The organism is Streptomyces cylindrosporus (genome assembly GCF_022698165.1).
GTDB lineage: Bacteria > Actinomycetota > Actinomycetes > Streptomycetales > Streptomycetaceae > Streptomyces > Streptomyces cylindrosporus.
Genome location: NZ_JALDAY010000002.1, coordinates 380,729 through 400,736, shown reverse-complemented (window position 1 = coordinate 400,736; position 20,008 = coordinate 380,729). Strand labels below are relative to the sequence as shown.

Sequence of the window (20,008 nt, the reverse complement as noted above, 5' to 3'; positions counted from 1 at the left end):
GTACTGCGAAACCTCGTACGAGGTGCCCGTGGGGCCTGTGAGAAGAGCCGCTGTGTGATCCGCGCCTTCCACCGAGGGAGCCGGCCGAGTACGTCCGGACACCTGGTCTTCGTCCGCCGGGCGAAGGCGGGCCTGCTCTCCCGCCCGGCCTTCCGCCTCCCCGGCAGCCCGGTCACCGAGATCAGCACGATCGCCTTCCTTCTCGCCGTCCTCGGCCTGATGTGGAACGACGCCGAGGTCGGCCGCAGGACCCTCCTCCTCATTCCGGTGATCGCCGCGATGCTGGTGGCCAGCTGGTTCGCCGTGCGCCGCCGCGTGGGGCGCGACGAGGACCGGGAGCTGACCGAGTTCGCGAAGTAATCAGGAGCCGTTGTCAGTGGCGGGTCGTACGGTGGCGTCATGTCGGAGATCATCTACATCCGGGGGGACGCCACCGCGCCGTCGGTGAAGGGCGTCAAGGTGATCGCCCATGTCTGCAACGACATCGGGGGCTGGGGGAAGGGCTTCGTGCTGGCGATATCGCGCCGCTGGCCGGAGCCGGAGGCGTCGTACCGCGCATGGCACCGCGAGCGCGCGTCGAACGACTTCGGCCTGGGCGCGGTCCGGTTCGTCCAGGTCGAGAAGTACGTGTGGGTGGCCAACATGATCGGCCAGCGCGGCACCAGGACCGGCAGCAAGGGCGTCCCGGTCCGCTACGAAGCGATCGACACGGCCCTCACCAGGCTCGCCGACAAGGCCCTGGAGCTGGGTGCCTCCGTCCACATGCCCCGGATAGGGTGCGGTCGGGCCGGTGGCAAGTGGTCCCGCGTCGAGCCGCTGATCGTGCAGCGGCTGGTGCGGCGGGGCATCGGCGTCACGGTGTACGACCATGGGGAGGGCCAGAGTTGAGCCGCGAGATCGACGTCCTCGTGCTGGGCGGCGCCGGCGTGGACACCATCGTGTACGTGCCGCGGTTGCCGCTCCCGTACGCCGACAGCTACATGATCGAGCAGGGCATCCGCACCCGCGCCGGCCAGACCGGCGACTTCGTGGCGCTGGGCCTCGCCGCCCTCGGCCTCCGCGTCCACCACCTCGACCTGCTCGGCGACGACCCGGAGGGCGACCTGGTGCGCGCCCTGCACGAGGAGAAGGGCATCGCGCTCACGGCGATCCCCCAGCCCGCCGGGACGAAGCGCGCCGTGAACCTCGTGGGCCCCGACGGCAGACGGCTCTCCCTGTACGACGTGAGCCGCTCCCACCCCGACGACCGCTTCCCGGAGACGACGGTCCGCACCCTGGCCGGGGCGAGCCGGCACGTCCACGTCGCCATCACCCAGCCCGCCGCCCACGCGCTGCCGCTGCTGCGGGAGTCGGGCACCACCGTCTCCACCGACCTGCACGACTGGGACGGCGAGAACCCGTACCACGAACCGTTCGCGTACGAGGCGGACGTGGTCTTCCTGTCCACGACCGCACTCCCGAACCCCGAGCGCACGATGCGCCGCATCACCGAACGGGGCAGGGCCGAGGTCGTCGTCGCCACGGCGGGCGCGAAGGGCGCCTACCTGCTGACCGACGACGAACTGACCCACATCCCGCCGGCGGCGCCGCCCGCACCGGTGGTGGACACCAACGGTGCGGGCGACGCCTTCGCGGCGGCCTTCCTCTACGGCTGGCTGAACCGCGAAACCCCTGAGCGCGCCGCGCTCTACGGCACGATCGCAGGCGCCCACGCCTGCACGGTCCCTGCCACGGAGGCGGAGTCGATGTCCCGCGAGGAGCTCCTGGCGGTCAGCGCACGTCGTTCGTAGCCTCGATCTTCTTCCACGACTTCGGCTGGACCGGCGCAACCGCCGCCGCCTTCACCGCCGCCGCCTTCACCGCGGCCGCCGCCGGCTTGCTCGGCTGGAACAGCCACGCGTCGAACAGCGAGCCGAGCGACTTGCCCGAGACCTGTTCGGCGTACGCCTCGAAGTCGGCCACCGAGGCGTTCCCGTAGGCGTGCTCCCGCGGCCACCCCTTCAGGATGGCGAAGAAGGTGTCGTCACCGACCGCGTTCCGCAGGGCCTGCACGGCCAGCGCCCCCCGGTCGTACACCGCGATGTCGAACTGGTTGTCCGGGCCCGGATCCCCGGGCTCGACCGTCCAGAACGCGTCGTCGGCCGGGTGCGAGGCGTACACGTAGTCGGCGAGCTCCTGTGCCGTCCCCTCGCCCTCGTGCTCGGACCACAGCCACTGCGCGTACCGGGCGAAGCCCTCGTTGATCCAGATGTCCTTCCAGCCCTTGAGGGAGACGGAGTCCCCGTACCACTGGTGCGCCAACTCGTGCACGACGACCGAGGTGTTGGCCCCGTTCGCGAACTGCCGCGGGCTGTAGTAGACCCGCGTCTGCGTCTCCAGCGCGTACCCGGTGGTCGTGTTCGGCACGTACCCGCCCGCCGAAGCGAACGGATACGGCCCGAAGTAGCCGCTCAGCCAGTCGACCAGCTCCCCGGTCCGCTCGACGCTCGCCCGCGCCGCCCCGTCGTTGTCCCCGAGGTCCTTGCTGTAGGCGTTGACGATCGGCACCCCGCCCTCGGAGGTACTGGTCGTGATGTCGAACTTCCCGACCGCCAGCGTGGCCAGGTACGTGGCCTGCGGCTTGTTCTCCCGCCAGTTGTAGCGGGTCCAGCCCAGCCGTGAACTCGTCGACTGGAGCAGCCCGTTGGAGATGACCTGGGTGCCGTCCGGCACGGCGACGGACACGTCGTACGTCGCCTTGTCCAGCGGATGGTCGTTGCTCGGGAACCACCACCACGCCGCCTCGGGCTCGTCCGCGGCGACGGCCCCGTCCGGCGTCCGGTGCCAGGCGTTGAAGCCGTACGCGCTCTTCGAGGACGGCACCCCGCTGTACCGCACGACCACGGTGACCGCGGTCCCCTTGGCCAGCGGCGTCTTCGGCGTCACCACCAGCTCGTGCTGCCCCGAGCTCGCGAAGGAGGCCTTGACGCCATTGACCCGCACCTCGCTGACGTCCAGCAGGAAGTCCAGGTCGAAGCTCGACAGGTCCTGCGTGGTCCTCGCCAGGATCGTCGCCGTACCCGCCAGCTCGTCGGTCGAGGGCTGGTACTGAAGACGCAGGTCGTAGTGGGAGACGTCGTATCCGCCGTTGCCGTAGGCCGGGTAGTAGGGGTCGCCGATACCTGGCGCGCCGGGGGAGAAGCTCGCGGCCGAGGCCGGGATCGCCAGCATCAGGGAGGCCGCGGCGAGTGCGCCCGGGGCGATGAGTCTGCGATGCACGAAAGGCTCCAAGTGGTGGGGGCACGAAGTCTGTTCGGAGCCTATTGAGTCCCTGTGCGCGCAGGCCTGTCCATGGCCCCACCTGTCACACGATCGCCATTCGGCCGTATCACTCCTCCTGGCCCTTCCTACTCCCCCTTTCTGTACGGGAGTTGACCGTTGTAACGTCCGCGCATGCCGATACGCATGCGCTTCACGACCTGGAGACCGCTCGCGACGGCGGCGATCGCCGTCCTCCTGGCGGCCTTCATCGCCCCGGCGGCGGCCCACGCGACCCCGCGCGAGAGCCAACCCGTCTACTCCTACGCCGATGCCATCCGCGAGGCCGTGTGGGTGGACACCGGACTCGACGGGGACGGCGACGGGAAGACCGACCGCGTCGCCGTCGACATCGTCCGCCCGCGCGAACCCGCCCAGCAGGGCCGCAAGGTGCCCGTCATCATGGACGCCAGCCCCTACTACTCCTGCTGCGGCCGCGGCAACGAGAGCCAGAAGAAGACGTACGACGCGGCGGGCAACGTCGTCCAGATGCCGCTCTTCTACGACAACTACTTCGTGCCCCGCGGCTACGCCTTCGTCGGCGTCGACCTCGCCGGCACCAACCGCTCCGACGGTTGCGTGGACGTCGGCGGCCGCTCCGACATCCAGTCCGCGAAGGCCGTCGTCGACTGGCTGAACGGCCGCGCCAAGGCGTACACCACCCGCACCGGCACGACGACCGCCAAGGCCGGCTGGACCAACGGCACAACGGGCATGATCGGCAAGAGCTGGGACGCCACCATCGCCAACGGCGTCGCCGCCACCGGCGTCAAGGGCCTCAAGACCATCGTCCCGATCAGCGGCATCTCCTCCTGGTACGACTACTACTTCCAGCAGGGCGCCCCGCTCTACGACTCCGGCCCCGACTGGCTCTCCGACTACGTCGACAGCCCCGACGCCCGGGCCAAGTGCGCCGCCGTACAGCAGAAGATCGTCGACGGCGCCCCGCGCACCGGTGACTGGACGCCGTTCTGGACCGAGCGCGACTACGTCAAGGACGCGAGCAAGGTGAAGGCGAGCGTCTTCCTGGTCCACGGCATGCAGGACCTCAACGTCCGCACCAAGCACTTCGGCCAGTGGTGGGACGCCCTCGCCAAGAACGGCGTCGAGCGCAAGATCTGGCTCTCCCAGACCGGCCACGTCGACCCCTTCGACTTCCGCCGCGCCACCTGGGTGGACACCCTGCACCGCTGGTTCGACCACGAACTCCTCGGCTACGACAACGGCATCGACCGCGAGCCGATGGCCGACATCGAACGCCACCCCGACCAGTGGGTCACCTCCAAGGTCTGGCCGCCGGCCGGCACGACCACCACGACCCTGCGCCCGGCCACCGGCACCCAGGCGGGCGTCGGCACCCTCGGCCTCTCCAAGCACAAGGGCAGCGAGACCTTCACCGACGACCCGACGCGGAGCGAGACCGACTGGGCCGCGCAGATCGACACGTCGACCCCCGACAAGGCGGGCTTCGTGACGAAACCCCTCACCCACGGCCTGCGCCTGTCCGGCTCGTCCAAGGTGACGATCACCGCGACCCCAACCACCCCGACGGCCCACCTCTCCGCCGTCCTGGTCGACCTCGGCCCCGACACCATCCGGGACTACGCCGACGCCGCCGAGGGCATCACCACCCTCACCGACCGCAGCTGCTGGGGCGCGAGCACCGCGGGCGACAGCGCCTGCTTCAAGAACACGCAGGCCAAGAAGGCGGACGTCGACTACACGGTGTTCAGCCGCGGCTGGGCCGACCTCGGCAACTACGCCTCCGACCTCAAGGGCGTCCCGCTCACCCCGGGCAAGGCGTACACCATCACCGTGGACCTCGCGGCCACCGACCACGTCGTCCCGGCCGGCCACCGCCTCGCCCTGATCGTCGCGGGCACCGACAAGGACCTCATCGACCCGCCGGCCGACAAGCCGACCCTCACCCTGGACCTGTCCCGCACCTCGGCCCGCGTCCCGCTGGTCGGCGGCGCGGCGGCCTTCGCCCGCGCCACTTCCAGTACGACGGCCACGGCTCCCTCCGCCGCCACCCTGGACGGCGTGCGCTCACCGGGCTCCGCCCACCGAGTCCCCTAGGGAGGCCGACCGGCGTCAGGAGGAGGCGGCCAGCCCGGCCGCCTCCTCCGCGCATCCCCACGCCACCGTCACACCCGCCCCGCCGTGCCCGTAGTTGTGCACCAACACCCGCCCGTCCGGCAGCGGTTCACGCTCCAGCCGCACCGCGTCCCGCGCCGGCCGCAGCCCCACCCGGTGCTCCAGCACCCGCGCCCCGGCGATCTCGGGCCGCAGCGCCGCACACCGCCGTACGATCGCCTCGGCCACCGCCGGATCCGGCTCCAGTGACCAGTCGTCCTCGACCGCCGTGCCGCCCAGGATCAACCGTCCCGGCTGCGGGAAGAAGTACGCCATCTCCCCGTCGGCGCCGGTGGAGGTGAGCCAGGTGCGCACGCCCGGGTTCTGCACGACCACGAGCTGCCCCCGCACGGGACGTACGGCAGGATCCGGCACGAGCGCGCGGGCCGCCAGTCCGGTGCAGTTGACCACCACCGGCGCGGCCACCTCGGCGAAGTCGGTCACCGTACGCTCCTCGACCACCCCGCCCGCCGCCAGCAACCGCTCCCGCAGCCACGGCAGATGAGCCGCCATGTCGATCAGCGGCAGCCGCGCCCACATCCCGCTCCCGGCGTACTCCTCGGCCGTCGACGCCCGCAGCCCCGGCACCCGGGCGGCCGCCCACTCCTCGGCCCGGTCCGGATCCGCCTCGCCCAGTACCCCTTCGACCATGCGTACGCCGGTCACCTCGGGCCGCGCCGCCAACTCCTCGTACACGTCCAGCGACCTGAGCGCCCACGCCCTCGCCCGCGCCGCCGGCTCGATCCGGTACGGCCACCACAGCGCGCCGGCAACCGCCGAGGTGGTCCGCTCGACGGGATCCCGCGTCCACACCCGCACCCGTACGCCGCGCTCGGCGAGGACGACGGCGGTCGTGAGGCCGATGACCCCGCCGCCGACCACGATGACATCGTTGTTCGATCCGCTCTCCACGCCCGGACCGTAGCGGAATGTCCCATGCCGTGCGCAGACCGCGTCCGGTCTGGGGATACTCACAGCATGTCTGCCGAGTACGCGACCTTCGGCCTGGCACCGGCGATGCGTGCCGGTGGCGTCCTCGCCAACGGTGACTACCAGGTGCACCGGGAATTCGTGGACTTCATCGTCGACGGGCGACCGCTGCTGTTCCAGCTCTCCGACCTCGACGCCGTCTCGCCGCTGGCCTCGGACGTCCCGCCGGCGATCTTCACCGAGCAGGTCCGCAGCCTCCTGCTGGAGGCGGAGCCCCCGCTTCCCGACGGCCGTTACGTCATCTACGGCTGCCCCGAGTGCGCCGACCTCGCGTGCGGCGCCGTCACCGCGGTCATCGAGCGGGACGGCGACGACTACATCTGGCGCGACTTCGCCTGGCAGACGGAGGAGCAGGCCGACCTCGAACTCAACGGCTACCACGGCATAGGGCCGTTCCGCTTCCACGGCACCGAGTACCGCGACGCGCTGGCCGCGCTCCTCGACGGCGAGTCCCGGTCGCCGCGCCGCCGGGTTCTGCTCATCGGCGCGCGGGTCGCCCTGCTCGCGAAGCTCGCCGCCGCCCTGCGCACGATCGGCATCGGCGCGGACATCGCCCACGACGCGGAGGGCGTTCCCGCGGACGAGCTGGCCGCCTACGGCGCGGTCGCCTTCGGCCGCGCGATCACGCAGGAGCAACGTGCCGCCGTGCGCCGCGCCTTCGAGCAGGCCGGGCTCGATGTCGCCTATGTCGAGGGGCTGGCGCCGATAGTTCCCCTGCTTGTCGCGCAGATCGAACACGCCCTGGACCGCAGCCCGATGGAGCAGCGGCGGCTCACAGGCTTGGTGGCCGCGGACGGGGAGGCGGGGGTGGAGGTGACGTCGCCGTGCCGGGTGCGGCTCACGGCGTACCGCCTGGACCGGCTGTACCGGACCCATGCCAACGAGGTCTTCGACGGCGTGCTCGAACCGGGTCGTCATCGCATCGCCCTGGACGCGAAGGCGGTGAAGGGGGAGTCCTTCGTGGTCGCGCGGACCTCGGGGAGCGTGCTGGTGGAGGCGATGGCACGGTAGCGCCCCGGTCCGCCCCGCCCATTAGGATCGCCCTCTGTGAGCGCAACCCTCGTCGCCAAGAACCTCGCCGCCGGACATGGCGACCGTTCCCTCTTCTCCGGGCTCGATCTCGTCGTCGCGCCCGGGGACGTGATCGGGCTGGTCGGTGCCAACGGTGCCGGCAAGTCCACGCTGCTCAGGATGCTCGCGGGGCTGCTCGCGCCGGAGCAGGGGGAGCTCAGGCTCTCGCCGCCCACGGCGACCGTCGGGCATCTCCCGCAGGAGCCGGACCGGCGGCCCGGGGAGACGGTGCGGGCCTTTCTCGCCCGCCGTACCGGTGTCGCCGAGGCGCAGCGGGTGATGGACGAGGCCACGCAGGCCCTGGTGGACGGCGCGCCCGGTGCCGACGACGCGTATGCGACGAGCCTGGAGCGGTGGCTCGGTCTCGGCGGCGCCGACCTGGAGGAACGGGCGGAGGAGGTCGCCGACTCGCTCGGCCTCGCCGTCGACCTGGACCAGCCCATGACGTCCCTCTCCGGCGGCCAGGCGGCCCGCGCCGGCCTCGCCTCCCTCCTCCTGTCCCGCTACGACGTCTTCCTCCTCGACGAGCCCACCAACGACCTCGACCTGGACGGCCTCGAACGCCTCGAACGGTTCGTGAAGAGCCTCCGGGCCGGCACCGTCGTCGTCAGCCACGACCGCGAGTTCCTCACCCGCACGGTCACCAAGGTCCTGGAACTCGACCTCGCCCAGCGGCAGATCAACCTCTACGGCGGCGGCTACGAGGCGTACCTGGAGGAGCGGGAGGTCGCCCGCCGGCACGCGCGGGACGACTACGAGGAGTACGCCGACAAGAAGGCGGCCCTCCAGGACCGCGCCCAGATGCAGCGCTCCTGGATGGACAAGGGCGTCAAGAACGCGCGCCGCAAGGCGAACAACGACAACGACAAGATCGGCCGCAAGTTCCGCAGCGAGGCCAGCGAGAAGCAGGCCGCCAAGGCCCGCCAGACCCAGCGCATGATCGAGCGCCTGGAGGCCGTCGAGGAGCCCCGCAAGGAGTGGGAGCTGCGCATGGAGATCGCGTCGGCCCCGCGCTCGGGCGCCGTGGTCGCCATCCTGCGGGACGCCGAGGTACGGCGCGGGGACTTCACGTTCGGCCCGGTCTCCCTGCAGATCGACTGGGCGGACCGGGTCGCGGTGACGGGCGCGAACGGCGCGGGCAAGTCCACACTGCTCGGCGCGCTCCTGGGCCGCATCCCCCTGGACGCGGGCCACGCGGCGCTGGGTTCCGGCGTCCTGGTCGGAGAGGTCGACCAGGCCCGCAAGCTGTTCCACGGCACGGAGTCCCTGCTGGACGCGTTCTGCGCCGCCGTACCCGACACCGAACCGGTCGAAGTGCGCACCCTGCTGGCCAAGTTCGGCCTCAAGTCGGAACACGTGCTGCGCCCCGCGACCAGCCTGTCACCGGGCGAGCGCACGCGAGCGGCCCTGGCCCTTCTCCAGGGGCGCGGCGTCAACCTCCTGGTCCTCGACGAGCCGACCAACCACCTCGACCTGCCGGCCATCGAACAGCTGGAGTCCGCCCTCGACGCCTACGAGGGCACCCTCCTCCTGGTCACCCACGACCGCCGCATGCTGGACGCGGTCCACGTGACCCGCCGCCTGGAGGTCGCGGCGGGCAAGGTCACCGAACGCTAGCGGCTCGACCAGGGAGAGACGATGGGTACATCGCCGAGACGTCCGGCCGTGAAGATCAAGCACGAGCAGGACGTGGTCGCGCGCATGCGCGGCACCCAGGACCGGATCGCGGACGCGATCACCGCGTTCGCCGGCACCATGACGTTCGTGTACCTCCACGCCCTGTGGTTCGCGGTGTGGATCGTGTGCAACGAGGGCGTGTTCGGCAAGGGCGCGATCTGGGACCCGTACCCGTTCGGCCTGCTCACCATGATCGTCAGTCTGGAGGCGATCTTCCTCTCCACCTTCGTCATGGTGAGCCAGAACCGCCAGGCGGCCCGTGAGAACGTCCGAGCCGACCTGGACTTCGAGACCAACGTCCGCTCGGAGGTCTGGGCGGTCCACATGGGCCGGGCGCTGGGGGTGGACCCGGTGGAGGTCGAACACCGGGTCCAGGAACTACTGAAGGAGAACCGAGCCCGCATGAACGAGGGCCACTGATCCTCAGCGCCCCTTGTTCTTCTGATCCAGCAGCCCGGCCTTGCGCAGAGCATCCGCCATCGCGCTGTTCGCAGGCGGCGGCGCCTGACGGGACCCGCCTCCCTGACCGCCTCGCCCACCCTGCCGCTGCTGTTGCCGCTGCTGAGGCGGACGCCCACCCCGCTGCGGTCGCCGCTCACCGCCGGAGGCCGTCGCCTCGTCGTCCAGCCGCAGCGTGAGCGAGATCCGCTTGCGCGGAATGTCGACGTCCAGCACCTTCACCTTGACGATGTCCCCGGGCTTCACCACATCCCGGGGATCCTTCACGAACGTCTTCGACAGCGCCGACACATGCGCGAGCCCGTCCTGGTGGACACCCACGTCGATGAACGCCCCGAACGCCGCCACATTGGTGACGACACCCTCCAGCACCATCCCCGGCGCCAGGTCGGAGATCTTCTCGACGCCCTCCTTGAAGGTCGCCGTCTTGAAGGCCGGACGCGGGTCACGCCCCGGCTTCTCCAGCTCCTTCAGAATGTCCGTCACGGTCGGCAGACCGAACGTCTCGTCCACGAAGTCCTGCGGCCGCAGCGAGCGCAGCACACCCGTGTTCCCGACCAGCGACGCCACTTCCTGCCCGGACGTCTTCACCATCCGCCGGACGACCGGGTACGCCTCCGGGTGCACGCTGGACGCGTCCAGCGGGTCGTCGCCGCCGCGGATCCGCAGGAAGCCCGCGCACTGCTCGTACGCCTTCGGGCCGAGCCGTGCCACGTCCTTCAGCTGGCCGCGGGACTTGAAGGGACCGTTGGCGTCCCGGTGCGCCACGATGTTCTCGGCGAGACCCGAGGTGATGCCGGACACGCGCGCGAGGAGCGGGGCCGACGCCGTGTTGACGTCCACGCCCACGCCGTTCACACAGTCCTCCACCACCGCGTCCAGCGAACGCGACAGCTTCACCTCGGACAGGTCGTGCTGGTACTGGCCGACGCCGATCGACTTGGGGTCGATCTTCACCAGCTCGGCCAGGGGGTCCTGGAGGCGCCGGGCGATGGAGACGGCGCCGCGCAGCGACACGTCCATGTCGGGCAGCTCCTGCGAGGCGAACGCGGAGGCCGAGTACACGGACGCGCCGGCCTCGGACACCATCACCTTGGTGAGCTTCAACTCCGGGTGCTTGGTGATGAGTTCACCGGCGAGCTTGTCGGTCTCACGAGACGCCGTGCCGTTGCCGATCGCGATCAGCTCGACCGCGTGCTCCTTGGCGAGGCGGGCCAGCTTGGCGATCGCCTCGTCCCACTTGTTGGCGGGCACGTGCGGGTAGATGACGTCGGTGGCGACCACCTTGCCGGTCGCGTCGACGACGGCGACCTTCACGCCCGTACGGAACCCGGGGTCCAGGCCCAGCGTCGCGCGCGTGCCCGCCGGGGCGGCGAGCAGCAGGTCGCGGAGGTTGGCGGCGAAGACCTGGACGGCCTCGTCCTCGGCGGCCGTACGCAGCCGCAGGCGCAGGTCGATGCCGAGGTGCACCAGGATGCGGGTGCGCCAGGCCCAGCGGACCGTGTCCTTCAGCCACTTGTCGGCGAGGCGCCCTCGGTCGGCGATGCCGAACCTGTGGGCGACGATCCCCTCGTACGACGAAGGCCCCTCGGTCGGCTCCTCCGGCTCCAGGACGAGGTCGAGGACCTCCTCCTTCTCGCCCCGGAGCATCGCGAGGACGCGGTGCGAGGGCAGCGCGGTGAACGGCTCGGCGAAGTCGAAGTAGTCGGCGAACTTGGCGCCCGCCTCCTCCTTGCCCTCCCGCACCTTGGCCGCCAGCCGCCCGCGCACCCACATGCGCTCGCGCAGCTCGCCGATCAGGTCGGCGTCCTCGGAGAACCGCTCGGTGAGGATCGCCCGCGCCCCGTCCAGCGCGGCCTGCGGGTCGGCGACGCCCTTGTCGGCGTCGACGAACGCGGCGGCCGCGGCGAGCGGGTCCACGGTCGGATCGCCCAGCAGCCCCTCGGCGAGCGGCTCCAGGCCCGCCTCGCGCGCGATCTGCGCCTTGGTGCGCCGCTTCGGCTTGAAGGGGAGGTAGATGTCCTCCAGCCGGGCCTTGGTCTCGGCGCCCCGGATCTGCGCCTCCAGCTCCTCGGTGAGCTTGCCCTGCTCGCGCACCGAGTCGAGGATCGCGGTCCGCCGCTCCTCCAGCTCCCGCAGATACCGCAGCCGCTCCTCGATCGTGCGCAGCTGCGCGTCGTCGAGCATCTCGGTCGCTTCCTTGCGGTAGCGGGCGATGAAGGGCACCGTCGAACCGCCGTCGAGCAGCTCCACGGCGGCCTTGACCTGCCGCTCCCGTACGCCGAGCTCCGCGGCGATCCTGCCTTCGACGGAGCTTACGAGGGGTGTCGTCACGATGCCGTACCGCCTTCTCACTGAGGTTGCGCGGCAATTGTGGCAGGTGGCACCGACAACCGTGGATCAGGGCGGCAACGGGCGGCCCGGGGCGGCGGAATCAGGCCCTTCGGCCGCGTGTGGAGGCCGAGGCTCCGCCGAAGAGGCGGGCCAGTGCCCGGAAGGGCAGCGTCACGACGGTGGCGATGGCGCCACCGATCTGCCGCAGCACGTCTGCTATCGCTCGGAACACGAACTTCCCCTTTCCTCTCCCGCCCAGGACGGCCGGGAGAGGCCCGGGTACCCGGAATTCCTCAGCGCTTACCGATGAGATCCGCCGGGAACGCCCCCGCCGCCAGCGCCGCACCCGCGAACGCCCGCCCCAGCTCCGTCAGCCGCGCGACGCCCTCCGCACCCAGATGCTCGTACGGCGCCCGGTCGAGGCGGTCCGTCTCCGCCTCGATCTCGGCCCGCAGGGCGATGCCCTGTTCGGTGAGTTCGCCCGCTGCGTCCAGCAGCCCCCGCTCCCGCAGCCGTCCGACGGCCGCGTCCCACTCCTCCTGGCTCCAACCGCGGCTGCCGAACACCCACTTCGGCGCCATGCCCTTCCCGGTCGCGGTGTGCGTCACCACGGCCTCCAGACCGTCGAGCCCCGCCGACATCAGTACGGCGAGGTGCCCGTCGCCCCGGTGCTCGCGCAGCAGCGTGGCGGCGTGGAAGTACGCCAGGTGCGGCTCCCCGGGCACCGGCAGGTCGGCGTGCGCGGCGTACAGCGGACGGGCGGAGCGCGAGCAGGCCTCGGTGGCGCGCAGTGCGAGCCCGGCCGCCTCCGCCATCTCCGCCGATGCCGCCACCTCGTCGCCGAGGAGTCGCCGCAGTGTCGCGTCGACGGCACGCGCGCGTGCCGCGAGCACGTCCTGGGGCGCGGCGGCCGACCACACGGCGGGCACGTGCCGGGCCACCAGCTCGTACTTGTAGTTGTAGAAGGCCGCCGTCACCGTGCCCGCTCCCACCGGCCCCATCGCGGCCGCCCGTACGGCGAAGTTGACGGCCCTGGGGTGCGTGATGCCGATCGCGGCCATCTCGGTGCCGAGGTCGGGCGAGAAGTACAGCGTCGCGTGCAGGGAGTTGAGCCCGTTGTGGCACCTGCGGCCGGCGCGCGGTTCGAGGGTGGCGGTAGTCATGCCCGGCAGGTTACCGACTGGTTGGTACGGCCTCCAGGGCCAGGTCGACGGTGTCCCCGATGGCAGGAAAGGTGGGCTGCTCGTCATTGCGGCCATCGACCGGCCCGCCAAGAATCGAAGGCATGGAAACCGTCCTGGTCGTCCTCTTCGACAACGTCCAGAGCCTCGACGTCACCGGCCCGGTGGAGGTCTTCAACGGAGCCGAGCTGCACCGCCCGGGGACCTACCGGATCCGTACCGCTTCCCCGGACGGCGCCCCCGTGCGCACCTCCAGCGGCCTCACCCTGGTCCCGGACCACGCCTTCGCCGACGCCCCGCCCGCGCACACCCTGCTGGTCCCGGGCGGGGCCGGCACCCGGCGCCCCGACGAGCGCGTGGTCGCCTGGCTGCGCGAGCATGGCCCGCGGGCCGGGCGCCTGGTGTCGGTGTGCAGCGGAGCGCTCCTGCTCGCCGCGGCGGGCCTGCTCGACGGCCACCGGGCCACCAGCCACTGGTCGGTGTGCGAGAAGCTCGCCCGCGAGTACCCGGGCGTCGAGGTCGACCCGGACCCCATCTACATCCGCGACGGCCGCCTCGCCACCTCGGCCGGCGTCACCTCCGGCATCGATCTCGCGCTCGCGCTGGTCGAGGAGGACCTGGACCGCGAGGTGGCCCTGTCGGTCGCCCGCCACCTGGTCGTCTTCCTGCGCCGGCCGGGAAACCAGGCCCAGTTCAGCGCCCAGCTCGCCGCGCAGACAGCGCAGCGCGAGCCGCTGCGCGAGGTCCAGCAGTGGATCACCGAGCACCCCGGCGCGGACCTGTCGGTGGAGACCCTCGCGGCCCGCGCCCGCCTCTCGCCCCGCCACTTCGCCCGCGCCTTCCAGACCGAGACCGGCATGACCCCGGGCCGCTACGTCGACCGGGTCCGGCTCGAACACGCCCGCCGCCTGCTGGAGGACACCGCCGACGGCGTCGAGGAGATCTCCCGGGCCTGCGGCTACGGCACCCCGGAGGCGATGCGCCGCTCCTTCGTCCGCACGCTCGGCGCGGCACCGGCCGAGTACCGGCGCCGGTTCCGCCCGGCGACCACCCACTGAGCACCCGCCGACCCAAGGGGGAACCCATGCAGTTCGCGATCGTCCTCTACGACCGCTTCACCGCCCTCGACGCCGTGGGACCGTACGAGACCCTCGGCCGGCTGCCCGACTCCGAGACCGTCTTCGTCGCCGAGCACACCGGCCCGGTCCGCAACGACAGCGGCAACCTCGCACTCGTCGCCGAGAAGACGCTGGCCGAGGTGCCGCACCCGGACGTCCTGGTCGTCCCCGGCGGCCCGGGCCAGACCCAGCAGATGGAGAACGCGGCCCTCCTCGACTGGATCCGCACCGCCGACGCCACCAGCACCTGGACCACGTCCGTGTGCACCGGCTCCCTGCTGCTGGCCGCCGCCGGCCTCCTCGAAGGCCGCCGCGCGACCTCCCACTGGCTGGCCCTCGAAGAGCTGGGCAAGTACGGCGCCGAGCCGACGGGGGAGCGGGTCGTGACCGACGGGAAGTACGTCACCGCGGCAGGCGTCTCCTCCGGCATCGACATGGGGCTCGCCCTGCTGGGCAGGATCTCCGGCGACTTCGTGGCCCAGGCCGTGCAGCTGGGCATCGAGTACGACCCGCGGCCGCCCTACGACGCGGGGTCGCCGGAGAAGGCACCGGCGGACGTCACGGAGTTCATGCGCTCACGCAGCCGGTTCATCCTCGGTCACGAACAGCCCACGTGAACCGCGGCTGACGGCGCTCCAGGAACGCGGCGACGCCCTCGGCGGTGTCGCCGCTGCCGCGCGCCTGCGCCATCCAGTGGTCGTCCCGGTCGGTGCGCCCGTTCGCGAACTCCTTCGCCGCGGCCTGCGTCAGCTGCGAACGCGAGACCAGGATCCGGGTGAACTCCGCGACCCGCTTGGCGAGTTCTGCCTCCGGCAGCACCTCATCCACCAGGCCGGTACGCAGCGCCCGCTCGGCGTCGATCAACTCCCCGGAGAACAGCAGGTACTTGGCGGCGGCCGGCCCCACCAGCGACACCAACCGCCGCGTGGAGGACGCCGGATACACGATCCCGAGCTTCGCCGGCGTCACCCCGAACAGCGCCCCCTCCTCGGCGAACCGCAGATCGCAGGCCGCCGCCAGCTGCGACCCGCCGCCCACGCAGTGCCCGCGGACCGCGGCCAGCGTCGGCTTCGGAAAGGCCGCGAGCGCCTCCTCGGCCTGCACCGCGAGCCGCTGCGCCTCCTCCGGCGACCCCCGCAGCGTGGAGATGTCGGCCCCGGCGCAGAACGTCCCGCCCTCCCCGGTCAGCACCAGCGCCCGTAGGTCCGCGTCGGCCGCCAGGGTGTCGAGCAGCGGCGGCAGCGCCGCCCACATAGCGGCCGTCATGGCATTGCGCTTGGCGGGGTTGTGGACTACGACGGTGGCGACGGAGTCGGTGACGGTGTGCAGCAGCTGGGGCTCCATGGGCCGGATGCTAGCCGCATCCCGCGACCGTACGATCAAGGAGGGGGTCGTACCCGAGGAGGCCCCGCATGGCCGCACAAACGCAGGAGACAGCCAAGCTCAGCCGCGGCTTCGGCTGGCTGGCCGCGCTCGGCGTCGTCCTGGTCCTGGCCGGACTCGTCGGCCTGGTCTACACCGGCGTCGCCACGCTCACCTCGATGCTCCTGTTCGGCTGGCTGCTGCTGATCGGCGGCGCGGTGGGGCTGCTGCACGCGATCCAGGCCCGCGGCACCAACTTCTTCTGGCTCGGCGTGGTCGTCGCCGCCCTCAACATCGCGGCCGGCGTGGTCGTCATCCGCCGCCCCGAGGCCGCCGCCGAGGCCCTGACCATGTTCGCGGCACTGCTCTTCCTCACCGGTGGCGTCTTCCGGCTGGCCGGCAGCCTGGTGGTGCGCGGCCCGCAGTTCGGCTGGACCCTGCTCCAGGGCGCCTTCGACCTGCTGCTCGGCATCCTGGTGCTGGCCTCCTGGCCGAGCAGCAGCAAGTACGTCATCGGCTGCTTCTTCTCGCTCGCGCTGCTGTTCGACGGACTCGGACTGATCGCCACCGGGTACGGCGGCCGCCGTGTCGTCGGCATGGTCGCCGACGCCAAACCCGTACAACCCGAATAGTTCGCGAAGCCCACTGAAGCGGGACAAGAGCGGTCCAATGGCTGACCGTGTCATAAGAAAACGGTCACAAGCGCTCGATACCCGCTGACTTCTGTTCAGTCACCCGGAGCGGAGCGGGTCGTTACCAACACTCGACGTGTGGTGACAATCGAGCGCAAGGGTGGCGACCGGACGATGGAGAACCACGGGCGCGGGTCCGGCCCACGCCCAGAAGGGGGCCCGGACGAGCCCCTCGAACCGAGGCCCGCGGATCCACTGCCGTACGAAGGCGTCTGGCGGTTCACCGCGCCGGCCGTCGACGCCTCGGTCCCGCAGGCCCGGCACGCCGTACGGGACCTGCTGTACCGCCAGGGAGTGCCCGTCTCCGACGAACTGGTCCACGGCCTCCTGCTGATCGTCTCGGAGCTGGCCACGAACGCCGTGAAGCACGCGGCGCTCCTCTCGCCGATGCTCGCCGTCGAGGTGGCGGTGGGCGCCGAGTGGGTGCGGGTGTCCGTGGAGGACAACCACCCCTACCGCCCGACCGCGCTGGAGGCCGACCACGGCGGCGAGGGCGGCCGGGGGCTGCTGCTGGTCAGCGAGGTCACCCGGGAGGCGGGCGGGGTGTGCGACGTCGAGCACACGGCGAGCGGCGGCAAGGTGATCTGGGCCGCCCTGCCGCTCAAACCCGTGCGGGTGCTCTGAGGGGCGTCACCAGCCGGCCGACGGGCCCGTCAGCTCCCGGACCGCCGGACGGGCCGCGTCCAGCACCGTCATGAACCAGGACGAGAAGGTGTCCTTCGCGTGCCGTTCCGCCAGCTCGGCGGGGGTCACGAAGGCCGTGTCGCCGACCTCCTCCGGGTCCGGCCGCAGCGGGGACTGCACCATCCCGACGAACAGGTGGTTGTACTCCTGCTCGACCAGGCCCGAGTCCGGGTCCGGGTGGTTGTAGCGCACCGTGCCCGCCTCGGCGAGCAGCGACGGCGAGACGCCCAGTTCCTCGTACGTCCGCCGGGCCGCGGCCGCGAAGGGCGCCTCGCCGGGGTAGGGGTGGCCGCAGCAGGTGTTGGACCACACACCGGGGGAGTGGTACTTGCCCAGCGCCCGCTGCTGGAGCAGCAGCCGGCCGTGCTCGTCGAAGAGGAAGACGGAGAAGGCGCGGTGCAGCTGCCCCGGCGGCTGGTGGGCGGCGAGCTTCTCCGCGGTGCCGATCGTGACGCCGTCCTCGTCGACCAGTTCCAGCAAAATCGCGTCTGCGGTGCCGTTCGACGGACTGTGCGTCGCGGTGGCAGGTGTGATCGGCATACCCATCCTTCGCATCGGTCTTCGCGCCCCAAGTGTGCCGTACGAATCCGGCACTCCCGGCAGTTGATCGTGCCCGGCGCGGCGGGCGGGGAACCGTCCGGGGGGCGGCTGTGGGACTCAGGACGCAGCCGGGCGGCGGATCGCTGCATTCCGGCCGCGAGGCGTCCCACCTGCCTCAATGGCAGAGTTTCGCCTCGTGCTCCGCGTGCCCGCCCGGTTCCAGCTGGAAGGTGCAGTGCTCCACGTCGAAGTGGTCGCCCAGGCACTCCTGGAGCTCGTGCAGCATCTTCTCGTGGCCGATCGCACTGAGCACCTCGGAGCGCACGACCACATGCGCGGAGAGCACCGGCATGCCCGAGGTGATCGTCCAGGCGTGCAGATCGTGTACGTCCTCCACACCGTCCAACGCGAGGATGTGGGCCCGCACCTCCGCCATGTCGACGCCCTTCGGCGCCGTCTCCAGCAGGACGTCCAGGGTCTCGCGCAGCAGCTTCAAGGTGCGCGGCACGATCATCAGGCCGATCACCAGCGAGGCGATCGGGTCGGCGGCCTGCCAGCCCGTGGCGAGGATCACCAGCGCGGAGACGATCACCGTGAGCGAACCGAGCGCGTCCGCGGCCACCTCCAGGAACGCCCCGCGCACGTTCAGGCTCTCCGACTGGCCGCGCACCAGCAGCGTCAGCGAGATCATGTTCGCGACCAGACCGATCAGACCGAACACGATGGTCAGCCCGCCCTCGGTGTCGGCCGGCGTGACGAACCGCTGGATCGCCTCGTACAGGACGTAGCCGCCGACCCCGAGCAGCAGCAGACAGTTGGCGAGCGCGGCGAGGATCTCGGCGCGGGCGTACCCGAAGGTGCGGTTGCCGGTCGCGGGCCGGTTGGCGAAGTGGATGGCGAGCAGCGCCATGCCGAGTCCCAGCGCGTCGGTCGCCATGTGGGCGGCGTCCGCGATCAGCGCGAGCGAGTCCGCGAGCACACCGCCGACGATCTCGACGACCATGACGGTGAGCGTGATCGACAGCGCGACGCGCAGCCGCCCGCGGTACGCCGCGGCCGCCGTGCCGGTGGGCGGCGCATGCGAGTGGCCGTGTCCGTGATCGTGCCCAGCCCCCATGGCGGCCACCCTCCTGTGCGTCGATACGGAACAGCCCGTCCGGGATCACAGTGAACTACGGGTGGGGGGTATTGGGCAACGCGGCACTGAACACCGTTGTCATGTGCCCTGACCTGCGGAAACAAATCGCAGGTCAGGGCAGCCTAAGTTCACTGGCCGTGGTGCAGCAGCCAGCCCCGCCAGGCGGACTCGGCCATCTCCCTCACCCCGCGCCGTGCCGTCCAGCCGAGCTTCTCGGCGGCCCGCGCGGCGGAGGCGACGGCCCGGGGCGCGTCGCCGGGGCGGCGGGCCTCCACCACGGGCGTACGGCGGTCGCCGGTCACCTCGCCGATGACGGTGATCAGCTCGCGCACGGAGACTCCCTCGCCCCGGCCGATGTTGACCGTGAGGTCGCCGTCGCCGCTCTCCCGGTCGACGAGCCGCCGGGCCGCCGCCAGATGGGCCTCGGCCAGGTCGGCGACATGGATGTAGTCGCGGACGCAGGTGCCGTCCGGGGTCGGATAGTCGTCGCCGAAGATCCGCGGGGCCTCGTCGCGGGTCAGCCGGTCGAAGACCATCGGCACGATGTTGAAGACGCCGGTGTCCGCCAGCTCGGGCGTGGCGGCGCCCGCCACGTTGAAGTAGCGCAGGCACACGGTCGAGATGCCGTGCGCCCGGCCCGCCGCCCGGACCAGCCACTCGCCGGTGAGCTTGGTCTCGCCGTACGGGTTCACCGGCGCGCACGGGGTGTCCTCGGTGATCAGCTCCACGTCCGGGTTGCCGTACACGGCCGCGGAGGAGGAGAACAGGAACCTCCCGACGCCGGCCTCGGCCACCGCCTCCAGGAGGGTCGCGAGGCCGCCGACGTTCTCCCGGTAGTAGCGGGTGGGCTGTGCCACGGACTCGGCGACCTGCTTGCGGGCGGCGAGATGGACGACGCCCGTCACGCCGTACTCGGCCAGCACCCGCTTCAGCAGGGCGCCGTCGAGCGACGAACCCTCGACGAGCGGGACGTCCGAGGGCAGCCGTGCGGGGTACCCGGCCGAGAGGTCGTCCAGCGCGACGACGCGCTCCCCGGCCTCCGTCATGGCCCGCGCCACATGGGCCCCGATGTATCCCGCTCCGCCAGTGATCAGCCATGTCATGGTCGCCCACCCTATGCCGACGTTTCAGCACGTCACCCAATGTCCCGGAATGCCCGGTCCGTCAGGCGCGGTTTGTGGGCGGAGCCCCGGATCACCGATGATGATCGCGGCAAAGGCCAGTGGAGACGGCGTTGATCGGCCCGTGAACGGCCGGTGAACGCAAGCCTCCGGGCATCCGATAGCCTCTGCCGACATGCCGCCCGCCCGGAGCCTCCAAGGCGGCGCC

19 protein-coding genes and 1 pseudogene are annotated in these 20,008 nt (G+C 71.5%); 11 read left to right on the top strand and 9 right to left on the bottom strand.

Going from position 1 to position 20,008, the window contains the following annotated elements; translation table 11 throughout:
• Positions 1 to 99 precede the first annotated feature (99 nt).
• From MQP27_RS06920 to MQP27_RS06910, 3 genes and pseudogenes are all read left to right on the top strand, one after another.
• Positions 100 to 360 (top strand): annotated as a pseudogene (locus MQP27_RS06920) (amino acid permease); the annotation flags it as partial.
• 39 nt (positions 361 to 399) lie between these two features.
• Positions 400 to 888, top strand: coding sequence for a macro domain-containing protein (locus MQP27_RS06915; RefSeq protein ID WP_242762278.1), 489 nt, complete (start codon positions 400 to 402; stop codon positions 886 to 888).
• A complete protein-coding gene (locus MQP27_RS06910; RefSeq protein WP_242762277.1) occupies positions 885 to 1,790 on the top strand; it encodes a PfkB family carbohydrate kinase in 906 nt (301 codons plus the stop codon). Before MQP27_RS06915 ends, MQP27_RS06910 begins: the two co-directional genes overlap by 4 nt.
• On the opposite strand, the gene MQP27_RS06905 is transcribed toward MQP27_RS06910, so the two are convergent.
• Positions 1,771 to 3,258 (bottom strand): M1 family metallopeptidase, encoded by a 1,488-nt coding sequence (locus MQP27_RS06905; protein WP_242762276.1) that lies wholly within the window; start codon positions 3,256 to 3,258, stop codon positions 1,771 to 1,773. The two genes, MQP27_RS06910 and MQP27_RS06905, sit on opposite strands and share 20 nt — an antisense overlap.
• Positions 3,259 to 3,432: 174 nt before the next feature.
• On the opposite strand from MQP27_RS06905, the gene MQP27_RS06900 reads away from it, so the two are divergent.
• Positions 3,433 to 5,376, top strand: coding sequence for a Xaa-Pro dipeptidyl-peptidase (locus tag MQP27_RS06900; RefSeq protein WP_242762275.1), 1,944 nt, complete (start codon positions 3,433 to 3,435; stop codon positions 5,374 to 5,376).
• A 15-nt stretch (positions 5,377 to 5,391) separates the two neighbouring features.
• On the opposite strand, the gene MQP27_RS06895 is transcribed toward MQP27_RS06900, so the two are convergent.
• Entirely contained in the window at positions 5,392 to 6,345 is a 954-nt protein-coding gene (locus tag MQP27_RS06895; RefSeq protein WP_242762274.1) for an FAD-dependent oxidoreductase, read from the bottom strand.
• A gap of 66 nt (positions 6,346 to 6,411) precedes the next feature.
• Here MQP27_RS06895 and MQP27_RS06890 point away from each other — a divergent pair, with 66 nt between their 5' ends.
• From MQP27_RS06890 to MQP27_RS06880, 3 genes are read left to right on the top strand one after another with little or no spacing between them, the layout of a single operon-like run.
• A complete protein-coding gene (locus MQP27_RS06890; protein ID WP_242762273.1) occupies positions 6,412 to 7,434 on the top strand; it encodes an oxidoreductase in 1,023 nt (340 codons plus the stop codon).
• A gap of 36 nt (positions 7,435 to 7,470) precedes the next feature.
• The gene (locus MQP27_RS06885) at positions 7,471 to 9,111 is read left to right on the top strand and encodes an ABC-F family ATP-binding cassette domain-containing protein (protein ID WP_242762271.1); all 1,641 of its coding nucleotides are present in this window, start codon (positions 7,471 to 7,473) and stop codon (positions 9,109 to 9,111) included.
• 21 nt (positions 9,112 to 9,132) lie between these two features.
• A complete protein-coding gene (locus MQP27_RS06880) occupies positions 9,133 to 9,591 on the top strand; it encodes a DUF1003 domain-containing protein (RefSeq protein WP_242762269.1) in 459 nt (152 codons plus the stop codon).
• Positions 9,592 to 9,594: 3 nt separating this feature from the next.
• On the opposite strand, the gene MQP27_RS06875 is transcribed toward MQP27_RS06880, so the two are convergent.
• The 3 genes from MQP27_RS06875 to MQP27_RS06870 form a co-directional block, all read right to left on the bottom strand.
• Positions 9,595 to 11,964, bottom strand: a complete 2,370-nt coding sequence (locus tag MQP27_RS06875; protein WP_242762267.1) for a Tex family protein — start codon at positions 11,962 to 11,964, stop codon at positions 9,595 to 9,597.
• 100 nt (positions 11,965 to 12,064) lie between these two features.
• Entirely contained in the window at positions 12,065 to 12,196 is a 132-nt protein-coding gene (locus tag MQP27_RS50855) for an LPFR motif small protein (protein WP_308289913.1), read from the bottom strand.
• Between the two features lie 61 nt (positions 12,197 to 12,257).
• Positions 12,258 to 13,127 (bottom strand): SCO6745 family protein, encoded by an 870-nt coding sequence (locus MQP27_RS06870; RefSeq protein WP_242762265.1) that lies wholly within the window; start codon positions 13,125 to 13,127, stop codon positions 12,258 to 12,260.
• 122 nt (positions 13,128 to 13,249) lie between these two features.
• Here MQP27_RS06870 and MQP27_RS06865 point away from each other — a divergent pair, with 122 nt between their 5' ends.
• Both MQP27_RS06865 and MQP27_RS06860 read left to right on the top strand, forming a co-directional pair.
• Complete coding sequence (locus MQP27_RS06865) at positions 13,250 to 14,203, top strand: GlxA family transcriptional regulator (RefSeq protein ID WP_242762257.1); 954 nt, start codon at positions 13,250 to 13,252, stop codon at positions 14,201 to 14,203.
• A 26-nt stretch (positions 14,204 to 14,229) separates the two neighbouring features.
• Positions 14,230 to 14,880 carry a DJ-1/PfpI family protein gene (locus MQP27_RS06860; RefSeq protein ID WP_242762255.1) on the top strand — a complete coding sequence of 217 codons (651 nt, stop codon included), beginning with the start codon at positions 14,230 to 14,232 and terminating at the stop codon, positions 14,878 to 14,880.
• Here the strand turns inward: MQP27_RS06860 and MQP27_RS06855 are convergent.
• Entirely contained in the window at positions 14,852 to 15,607 is a 756-nt protein-coding gene (locus MQP27_RS06855) for an enoyl-CoA hydratase/isomerase family protein (protein WP_242762253.1), read from the bottom strand. The genes MQP27_RS06860 and MQP27_RS06855 overlap by 29 nt on opposite strands.
• A 68-nt stretch (positions 15,608 to 15,675) precedes the next feature.
• On the opposite strand from MQP27_RS06855, the gene MQP27_RS06850 reads away from it, so the two are divergent.
• On the top strand, positions 15,676 to 16,257 hold the full coding sequence (locus tag MQP27_RS06850) for an HdeD family acid-resistance protein (RefSeq protein ID WP_242762251.1): 582 nt from the start codon (positions 15,676 to 15,678) through the stop codon (positions 16,255 to 16,257).
• Positions 16,258 to 16,431: 174 nt separating this feature from the next.
• Positions 16,432 to 16,941, top strand: a complete 510-nt coding sequence (locus MQP27_RS06845; protein ID WP_242763595.1) for an ATP-binding protein — start codon at positions 16,432 to 16,434, stop codon at positions 16,939 to 16,941.
• Between the two features lie 6 nt (positions 16,942 to 16,947).
• On the opposite strand, the gene idi is transcribed toward MQP27_RS06845, so the two are convergent.
• From idi to galE, 3 genes are all read right to left on the bottom strand, one after another.
• Positions 16,948 to 17,541, bottom strand: coding sequence for an isopentenyl-diphosphate Delta-isomerase (gene idi, locus MQP27_RS06840; RefSeq protein WP_242762249.1), 594 nt, complete (start codon positions 17,539 to 17,541; stop codon positions 16,948 to 16,950).
• 175 nt (positions 17,542 to 17,716) lie between these two features.
• Complete coding sequence (locus MQP27_RS06835; RefSeq protein ID WP_242762247.1) at positions 17,717 to 18,658, bottom strand: cation diffusion facilitator family transporter; 942 nt, start codon at positions 18,656 to 18,658, stop codon at positions 17,717 to 17,719.
• 149 nt (positions 18,659 to 18,807) lie between these two features.
• The gene (galE, locus tag MQP27_RS06830; protein ID WP_242762245.1) at positions 18,808 to 19,782 is read right to left on the bottom strand and encodes a UDP-glucose 4-epimerase GalE; all 975 of its coding nucleotides are present in this window, start codon (positions 19,780 to 19,782) and stop codon (positions 18,808 to 18,810) included.
• Positions 19,783 to 20,008 lie beyond the last annotated feature (226 nt).

What these genes read in the sequence shown, in the direction of transcription:
- MQP27_RS06855 (WP_242762253.1), bottom strand. Translation starts at nt 15,607, where the DNA reads ATGGAGCCCCAGCTGCTGCACACCGTCACCGACTCCGTCGCCACCGTC.
- MQP27_RS06890 (WP_242762273.1), top strand. Translation starts at nt 6,412, where the DNA reads ATGTCTGCCGAGTACGCGACCTTCGGCCTGGCACCGGCGATGCGTGCC.
- MQP27_RS06870 (WP_242762265.1), bottom strand. Translation starts at nt 13,127, where the DNA reads ATGACTACCGCCACCCTCGAACCGCGCGCCGGCCGCAGGTGCCACAAC.
- MQP27_RS06845 (WP_242763595.1), top strand. Translation starts at nt 16,432, where the DNA reads ATGGAGAACCACGGGCGCGGGTCCGGCCCACGCCCAGAAGGGGGCCCG.
- MQP27_RS06880 (WP_242762269.1), top strand. Translation starts at nt 9,133, where the DNA reads ATGGGTACATCGCCGAGACGTCCGGCCGTGAAGATCAAGCACGAGCAG.
- MQP27_RS06865 (WP_242762257.1), top strand. Translation starts at nt 13,250, where the DNA reads ATGGAAACCGTCCTGGTCGTCCTCTTCGACAACGTCCAGAGCCTCGAC.
- MQP27_RS06850 (WP_242762251.1), top strand. Translation starts at nt 15,676, where the DNA reads ATGGCCGCACAAACGCAGGAGACAGCCAAGCTCAGCCGCGGCTTCGGC.
- MQP27_RS06900 (WP_242762275.1), top strand. Translation starts at nt 3,433, where the DNA reads ATGCCGATACGCATGCGCTTCACGACCTGGAGACCGCTCGCGACGGCG.
- MQP27_RS06915 (WP_242762278.1), top strand. Translation starts at nt 400, where the DNA reads ATGTCGGAGATCATCTACATCCGGGGGGACGCCACCGCGCCGTCGGTG.
- galE (WP_242762245.1), bottom strand. Translation starts at nt 19,782, where the DNA reads ATGACATGGCTGATCACTGGCGGAGCGGGATACATCGGGGCCCATGTG.
- MQP27_RS06860 (WP_242762255.1), top strand. Translation starts at nt 14,230, where the DNA reads ATGCAGTTCGCGATCGTCCTCTACGACCGCTTCACCGCCCTCGACGCC.
- idi (WP_242762249.1), bottom strand. Translation starts at nt 17,541, where the DNA reads ATGCCGATCACACCTGCCACCGCGACGCACAGTCCGTCGAACGGCACC.
- MQP27_RS06835 (WP_242762247.1), bottom strand. Translation starts at nt 18,658, where the DNA reads ATGGGGGCTGGGCACGATCACGGACACGGCCACTCGCATGCGCCGCCC.